Genomic DNA, 6,603 nt, shown 5'->3' with positions numbered 1-6,603 from the left:
GGTACGCCATGGCTCAACTGGTGCAAGCGGCGGATGGCCGCCAGGCTAAATGGCGGTTCGTGTCCCCCCGCTTGAAGGACCGACTGCAAGAGGTAGTTAGCCGTGTCGCTTTCTTCCCAAGCGGCCAGCTCGATTCGCAATTCAGCCTGGGCCAAGAGCCGGGGGGGTAATTGCCGCAATTGATCCGTGTTCCAGGCGGCGATGATGGTCAAACGGGCCGCGGACGACTTGCCGGCTTCCAACAACCGCTGGACCGCGGCCAGCACGTGTTCATCGCATTCATCCAGATCATCCAGCAAAAACACGGTATCACAGTTATGCACCCGATTTGCCGCCAGGCAATCCAGCACCAATCGCCACAGTTGAAATTCGGTTGCTTGCCGGTCGGGATTGGCCCCCAGGTCAGCCGCGGCGCACCATAACAATTCGCGGACATCCACGCCGACCAGGCTCAGATGCACCACTTGGGCCCCGCGGCGGCGCAGTTGGCGGTCAAAGACCTCTAGCAGGAGCGACTTTCCTCCGCCGCCAATGCCGGATAAAATTCCCAGCCGGTGATGTTCCTCGACCAGGAATTGCATGCGGGCCAGGGCTTCCTCATGCGCCGGGCTTTCATAATAAAAGCGCGACTCGACTCCGCCGCGAAAGGGAATTTCCCGTAAGCCCCAGTGTGAACGATACATGGCCCAACCTCTGCTTTGGTGATTCTTCCGTGAAATTCATATTCGCCAGCCGCGCCCGCCCGTCAAGCGGGACTAACGATGGTTTTCGCCGCCACTGTGCTCTGGCACTGGCGAACATGGTGACAATTTGACCCAGCGAGACAGTCGCATACTAGCGGACATTATTTTTAGTAACCGCAACTGGCAAATAGGTCACCGGGACGATATCTTTTTGATTATCGGCCAGGAAAACCCTGCGGATTAAACCGATTTTGGGGAATATCGCCTAGAGCAGCTTCAAACAATTACGAATTACAAATTACGAATTAGATTACACACAACAGTTGCTAGCGAAAGCGTCGCCTTGGCTGCTAGCATGGGTTCTTGCCGAGCTTTCCAGTCACCGCCGATACCATCGGCGGTTTTGTTCCCCTTTACCTGCGAATATTCCTGTACGGGGCAAAAGCAAGTTTTGCCCCCGCCACCCAATCTCCTCAGCTTCTAATTTCCCTCTCTCGCCTCCCATCTCCCGCATTTCCCTCGCCCCTCGTCCCTCACCTCTGACCCCTAACCCCTCCCCCTATGGACTTACTCACCGTCACCGACCGGGGTTTGTACTGCGCCGCCGGGGATTTTTTTATCGATCCCTGGCGGCCTGTCAGCCGCGCCGTCATCACCCACGCCCATGCCGATCATGCCCGTGCCGGCATGGGCCGGTATGTGTGCGCGGCCCCTGGCGTGGGCGTGTTGCAAACTCGGGTGGGTCGGGACGCGGTCATCCAGGGGGTGCCCTACGGCCAGACACTGACAATAGGACCGGTAAAAATCACATTGTTTCCAGCAGGGCACGTGCTAGGGTCGGCCCAAGTGCGGGTGGAACACCGAGGGATGGTGTGGGTGGCCAGCGGCGATTACAAAACGGCCATCGATCCGACCTGCGCCACATTTGAGCCGGTGCGCTGCCAGGTGTTTATCACGGAATCGACATTTGGGCTGCCCATCTATCGCTGGCAGCCGCCAGAGCGGATTTTTGACCAGATCAACCAGTGGTGGGCCGAAAATCAAGCGGAAGGCCGCACCAGCGTGCTATTTGGATATTCCCTGGGCAAGGCGCAGCGGCTGCTGGCCGGGGTGGATGCGTCGTTGGGGCCAATCTTGGTCCATTCGGCGATTATGCCGCTGGTGGAGCAGTACCGACTGCAGGGGGTGCGTCTGCCGCTGGTCGAGCAAATCACCACCGATCTGGCCAAGCAACACCAGGGGCGCGCGCTGGTGGTGGCTCCACCGGCGGCGGATGTCGATTCGTGGCTAAGAAAGTTTGGAGAAAGCTCCACCGCCGCGGCCAGCGGTTGGATGCAAATTCGCGGCGCGCGGCGCCGCCAAACCCACGACCGGGGCTTTGTGCTGTCGGACCACGCGGATTGGGAAGGACTTATAAGTTCGATCCGGGCGACCGGGGCCGAGCGCGTGCTGGTCACGCATGGTTATACGGCGACACTGACGCGGTATTTGAACGAGTGTGGCATTCCGGCCCAGGTGCTGCCGCTACGGGGCTTTGCCGCGACAGCCGAGGACGCGGCTCTCGAGGGCGCGGCTGTTGAAAGCACGGCGGATCTGTCAAACGTGGATTAGCCGAAAGGGGAATTATTCACGGAGGAAGTGTCCTGAAGGGACCTCCCTAAAAATGGATGGAAAAACCCGTGATTGGGTTGCCGCGCAGACGCGGCGAGTCGCGGCGCTCGAGCGACTCTCCACCCTGGATAAGGACGTACAAAAATGTGTTACAGTTCTTCCCAAGGAGGCCCGGGGCTGCCTGAACCGAGCATTTATTTTCCTTGTTGAGCCAATAAATACGCCAGCAAGTCCGCCAGTTCGCCGTCTGGCAGGGTTTCGGCGACGCTAGGCATAAGAGAGCTATCGGTCTCTCGCCGCTCATCCAGATTGGCTTTTTCCACGGTGAATTCTTCTCCCTTTTGATTCGCCAGGATCACCGCGCTGTCGGTTTCGCGGCGGACCAGGCCGTTCACCACTTGCCCATCCTTCAGCGTAAGGACCGACGCGCGAAATGCCCGGTCGACATTACGATTGGGATCGAGCACATCCTCTAGCAGCCTGTCCATTCCCCGCGCGCCGATACCGTCCAGTTGCGGACCGACCAGCGCGCCCTCATTGCCCAGTTTATGGCAGACCGCGCAATTTTTGGTAAAGATCGCGCGGCCGCGGGTGGCGTCCGCCGCGGCGTTGCGAACAGCCGACTGCCGCGCGGCGATAAGTTTTTGAAATTGCTCATCCAGCGGAGGAAGTCGCTCGAGCGCCGCGGCAAGAACCGTTGACGATGCGGCTTGTGGATGGGCCCGCAATTTGTTGAGCAACGCGGGATGACGCAACAGATGTGCCGACACCCGTCCTTCGGCCAGGGCGGCCAGGAACGCCTCTGCCCCCCGGGCCGAGCCAGCCAAGGCAAGCGAGTACGCCAGTTGCAGCCGTTCGGGCGCGGACTTCAGCGCGGCGGCCAGTTGCGAAACGCCAAAGAGCGTTCCTCCCTCCCCGCACAGGTCCCCTAGTTTTTCCCGCAAATCCGCCGGACAAAGGTTATCCGTCAAAAGATTGCCGATGCGCACAAACGCTTCTTCCTCGTCCAGCGTCGCCAGCGCCCGCGCCGCGGCCAGACGCGCCGCGGGAGACTCGTGCGGATTGCGCAGCAGGGCTATCAAGCCGGGTAGTCTATCACGCAGTCGCAACTTACCCGCCAGTTCCACGGCCAGCAGCTTATCCGTTTGCCATTGGCGGGGATCGCGGGTCAGTTCGCCGTGTGGGTCTAGCTCGCGGGAGAACCGTCCCACCGCCAACCAGGCGTACGAAGATGTGTTATTCGCGTCGATTAACTCCAGGTAACCTGTTTGACCGGCGTGCGCGGACAAATCCCACGATATCCGTTGGGCCACGTCACTGCGCGGGACAAAGGCCTCTTGGATGATTTGACCATTGGCCAGTCGCAGCCGGATGCGGTTTTGCCGGCCAGCGGGCTGGTCGGGCAAGCCGTCATGCCCGGCCAGATAAAAGCTGAATTGGGTTGGCAGGGAAAAATCGGCGGACCGCAACACGCCGACAAACTGTTCCCCCGCCGGAAAGCTGGAAATGACCAGCGCGGGTTGTTGGTCATCACAATCCCTAGGCTGAACGGTCCAGGGCATGGCCGGGCTGGGCTGGCCATTTGGTTCCAGCGCGTACCAGCCCAGCGAGCTAGTTTTATCCAGAACGCGCAGCGCGCAGTCCGTGACCCACGCGCGCAATTCCGCGGGGGGAGCGAGATTCAATCGCTCGTAGGCGGCTAAAAAATCCCGCCCCGCGGTTAGTTCCCGCTGATCAAATTGTGGTTGAGCCGGTTGAACCCGTTCCCGCAACTGGGTGAGCTGCTCGGCGTTGCAATATTTTAACAACGTGGGAAGAACCTCGCCGATTTTAGATAAGTCATAAGCGCCGGGTTGATCCTCGATCCAGCTCAAGCGAATCAGGGCAATCGTTTCCGGCGGCAACGCCGGCAAAATGGTTTCAAGCTGGCGGCTTATAGCGGATTTAAAAAATTGTTCACGCCAAAGTTGCTGCACGGTGGCGTCCTTGCGCAATTGATTGCGCAGCGCGACCTTAAGCGTGTGCCGCAAATGCGTATCCCCGGCAGGTGTGTCTACCAGGGATTCGAGGAGCGGCTGAACGGTACGAACGTCCAGACGCAGGGCCAGGGTTTCTGCCGCGGCACGACGGACAAAGGCGTTTTCGTGCCGTAACGCAGCTAAAACCTGCTCCCATAACGATTCCCGCCAATTCGCCATCTCGGCGGCGATACGCAAGGCGGTAATCCGCAACAGCGGCTCATCCTGAGTGAGGTATTGCTCTAAATCGGAAATTTCCACCCCGCCGCAGCGCATCAACGCCCAAAGCAACTGGGCTTGTTGGCGGGGTTGGCGTGAACCGCGGAGGGCCTCGCGAAGCGAGGGGGCCGCGGCGACACCATGCACATCGCAAATTTCATGGAGGGCCAGATTTTGGCGAGTGGCGTTGGGGCTGGCCAATTCGGCAATCAATCCCGGCAAATCCAAGGGCAACGCGCGGGGATCGCGCGTGGGGGAATCGGTGGCGGGGGCGTTAGAGGGAGTAACGCTGCCAGCCGGGGCTGGCTGTTGATGGCTGGTAGACACAATTCGCCAGATGCGGCCACGTTCGCGGTCGCGTCCGGGATGGTCCAGAGGCACTTCATAATGGCCGATGATCCGATTATAAAAGTCCGCCACATACAGCGCGCCGTCGGGGCCTAACTGCAGGTCCACCGGACGAAACCAGGGATCGTCCGTACTGACAAAGTCCGCCTGTTCCGCACCGCTGGGGGATGAACCGGTAAACGTGATTTTATCCCGATTGATCCGGCTGGTAACGACGTTGCCGATCAGAATATTGTCTTGATACTCGTCTGGCCAGGCGAGTGAATCCAAATACGTGATCCCGCATATGCCCGTGCTATTGTGCGAATGGTTGATCGTGGTGGGGGCAAAGTCCAGCCCGTCATGCGGCTTGCCAAAGCTGGGGTAATGCGCTCCGCGAATTAACTGATAAATGGGGGAGCTATGACAGTCGGCGGTGTACCAAAAACCACGCGGATCGACGCACAGACCAAAGGGATTAACCTGGCCATACGTGATTTGTTCCACCCGGTCGCCGTCGATGCGCACGCGCCAGGTGTTGCCGCTTTGCATTTTAATCTCGCTGCCGTCCCGTCCGCGCATGGTGGTGGTGTTATTAAATCCATGCGTGCCGTAAAGCCAACCATTTGCCGCGCGACGAAACGATGCCAAGTTACCATGCGTGTCACTTTCCCAACCCAGCGGTCCATAAAGAACCGTACGTCTGTCCGCCCGATCGTCGCCGTCGGTATCCTCCAAGAGCCAAATATGAGGAATGCTCCAGACGATGCACTTCCAGGTCGGTTGGGCGCCGGATTTGTTGGATGAGCGAAACGGATACAAGCCAATCGGTATGTTCAGGCCATCGGCAAAAATGGTGACTTTGCCCGCCTTGCCATGGGCGTCAAAGTCGCTAAGAATCCGCACGCTGTCCCGTCCCGCGGCGGGTGGCCGCACCGGATAGGGGTATTCACGGGACTCCGTAAACCATAACCGGCCCGTCACATCAAAGGCCATGTTCATCGGCTTGCGCAGATCAGGCTCGGCCGCGACCAGCTGAATTTCAAACCCGGGAGGCAAATGAAACGCCTGTTGTTCCGCCTGGGGACTCAACGGCTCGGTTGGTCGGACAAGTTCCGCAAAAGGATCAGCGGCCGCCAGCGTTCTCAAAGCGCTGCAAAAGAGCAGGCACAGCCCAAACAGTTTGATTGCGTTGCGTTTCCAGTGGGTGAAGCAAGAAATTTGGCCAGATTCCAACACGGCAAGTTCCCCCAAAACGTCGGGATAATAAATCGTGGATAGAAAGCTCCTGGGTGTAAGATACCACGCCACCAGTAAGAATGCTAATGAGTGGAGCGTGGGTGGTGAAGAGGGGTAAGTGGAGGGTGGATAGTGGGTGGTGGGAAAGTGGGTCGTGCATATCAGCATCCCGTGTTTTCTAACCCCTCGTCCCTGACCCTGTTTCCGCAAAAAAAAACGGGCTCGGTCGCCAAATTGCGACCGAGCCCGGTGACATCCGCACGGTACTGGACGCCCACAGCCGGCAAGCCGGGGGTGGGTTTGAACGTACCGTGCAACTTTGTTTTGTTAGGGGCAATCAAAGTGGCGGAACAATTTTCCGCGCTGCGACTTCTACCTGGTTCCCTGGTGGGACTGCGCCGTCATGGCCTCTTGGGTTATGCAAGTTACAAGCGGCTAGGCACATCCTACTGGCCGCCCCCTCACCCCTGCTCCTCCGCTCTCCTGCTCTTTCATACAGCGCTCCG

The 6,603-nt window shown here is 59.1% G+C and carries 3 protein-coding genes; 1 reads left to right on the top strand and 2 read right to left on the bottom strand.

The features are described 5' to 3' along the window. The coding region (locus SFX18_11125) for a hypothetical protein (GenBank protein MDX1963697.1) at positions 1–683 on the bottom strand (683 nt) is incomplete at its 3' end. Between the two features lie 561 nt (positions 684–1,244). On the opposite strand from SFX18_11125, the gene SFX18_11120 reads away from it, so the two are divergent. Then, the gene (locus SFX18_11120) at positions 1,245–2,294 is read left to right on the top strand and encodes a ligase-associated DNA damage response exonuclease (protein ID MDX1963696.1); all 1,050 of its coding nucleotides are present in this window, start codon (positions 1,245–1,247) and stop codon (positions 2,292–2,294) included. Between the two features lie 194 nt (positions 2,295–2,488). Here the strand turns inward: SFX18_11120 and SFX18_11115 are convergent, their stop codons facing one another. After that, positions 2,489–6,097 carry a c-type cytochrome gene (locus tag SFX18_11115; GenBank protein MDX1963695.1) on the bottom strand — a complete coding sequence of 1,203 codons (3,609 nt, stop codon included), beginning with the start codon at positions 6,095–6,097 and terminating at the stop codon, positions 2,489–2,491. Positions 6,098–6,603 lie beyond the last annotated feature (506 nt).

This window comes from Pirellulales bacterium, assembly GCA_033762255.1.
Lineage (GTDB): Bacteria > Planctomycetota > Planctomycetia > Pirellulales > JALHPA01 > JANRLT01.
Note: the sequence above shows the minus strand (reverse complement) of the source record. Positions and strands in the feature narration are given on the sequence as shown.

Coding starts and splice junctions, on each gene's coding strand:
- SFX18_11120 (MDX1963696.1), top strand. CDS start 1,245: ATGGACTTACTCACCGTCACCGACCGGGGTTTGTACTGCGCCGCCGGG.